Here is a 1,657-nt window from a genome sequence, read left to right as displayed (position 1 = left end):
GCTTACTGACAGATCAACGTTGTCGTTCAATATTCTGAAGAATACGAATGCATCGTCATTGTTGTCAGGGAAGGCAGTCTCTCTAAGTGTGTATTTCAGGGTATAGTCTCTTACCTCGTTCACATTCGGAATCAAGCTCAACTCACCATTACCATTGATCAACAAACCGATGATACCGTCCAACTCAGTGAATTCGAAGTCTACATCCGCCGGATCTGGTCGCTGACCTTCCAGACGATCATTTTCTAGGATATTTCCAATCAATCCACCGAAGCTGATGAAGTGAGCTCCAAAGTCATCGTCATTGGCGATGATTTCAACATCAACCAACAAGCATCTCCATCCAAAGTCCATATCCAAATGAACACGATCTGAAGTAGACACTGTTTTGGTCACAAAATTCTCTGTGGTCAATCCGCAGCGCTCTTCTGTTCTCACAGCGTTGATATCAGTCATTCTGCCATTTGCATTTGGAAGGACTTTTACCTTACCAGTAGATTCCATGAAGGAAGCCTGCTGTCTGATAAAGTCATCTTCTACAAAAGTGGCCGTGTACTCACCAAAGGATGTTCCTTCAGGTCTGTCTCTCCAGTATCCAAGGATACCTACAATTATATCTGCTTCATATCCATTTGGACCTGTCACCTTGATATTGGAGCTCTGGTCATTACCGAATCCGGCTTTGTTCAATTCGCCCTCGTTCTCAGGACCGTCATACCTTCCGTCGCCGTTCAGGTCAAACCATTCCCAATCTCTGATCGAAATAGGTCCTGCCTGTGGATCATTCAAGGTTACCTGACCATTGTCATCGGCATCAAACCATTCGTTTTGGATACCGTCCTGATTCAGATCATACCATACAAAGTCTCCCAACACAATACCATCGTAGGTTTCGTATCCAAAGTCCTTAGTCTGGAACTTACAAGCCTCAATGAAGGTGAAGAACAGTGAGCTTTGTACAGGGTACAAGCCTCTAGCTGCATTCAAATTCGCATCCTGTACCTGTACAAGGTATTGGCCCGGAGCAAAATCCTTGAAGGTGTATCGTCCGTCAGCACCTGTTACTGTGATCAGGATATCGCCTGGGGTAGATTCCTGAGGCACAAGTGTCACCGGAACTCCAGCCAGCGGCTGATCAGTCATCGCATTGAATATGATACCAGTGACCAAGGTTCCATCCAAGCATGCAATCGGTGTGGTTTCATCATCAGATGACTCCACAGGATTATCATCGATTGGACTTGAACCTTTAACCGTCGCCACATTGACAATTGGGTTTTGTTTGGCTATATCTTCAATGGACACAGTATATGATGTATTGTATGTCACAGTCGCACCTGCAGAAAGCGTGGCTACAGCAGTAGAGAAGTTAGTTAACGGATCAGAAACTGTCACTGAAGTCAGATCGACATTACCTGTATTTACCACTGTTAGGGTGTAGGTAATTACCTCTCCTTCTTTACTTACTGACTCCTTATCCGCAACCTTTGTGATTACCACACTTGCAATTCTTCCTATAGGAGTGGTTATCTCATCTTCATCCTCAGGGTCCGGATTATCACCAGGTGCATCTCCAGAAGTCAAGGCTTTATTGAGAATGGTACCAGAATTTACATCTGCCTGAGTCACAGTGTAAGTCGTATTTACAACCGCATTT

1 protein-coding gene is annotated in these 1,657 nt (G+C 44.6%); it reads right to left on the bottom strand.

Translation table 11 applies throughout. From position 1 onward, the window contains the following. Nucleotides 1–1,657, bottom strand: a 1,657-nt coding sequence (locus DK188_RS21220) for a DUF7507 domain-containing protein (RefSeq protein WP_157963336.1), incomplete at both ends; no start/stop codon positions are given.

It is taken from the genome of Algoriphagus litoralis (genome assembly GCF_003259255.1).
Taxonomy (GTDB): domain Bacteria; phylum Bacteroidota; class Bacteroidia; order Cytophagales; family Cyclobacteriaceae; genus Algoriphagus; species Algoriphagus litoralis.
The sequence above is the reverse complement of the archived record's forward strand: the minus strand, read 5'-3'. Positions and strand labels throughout refer to the sequence as shown.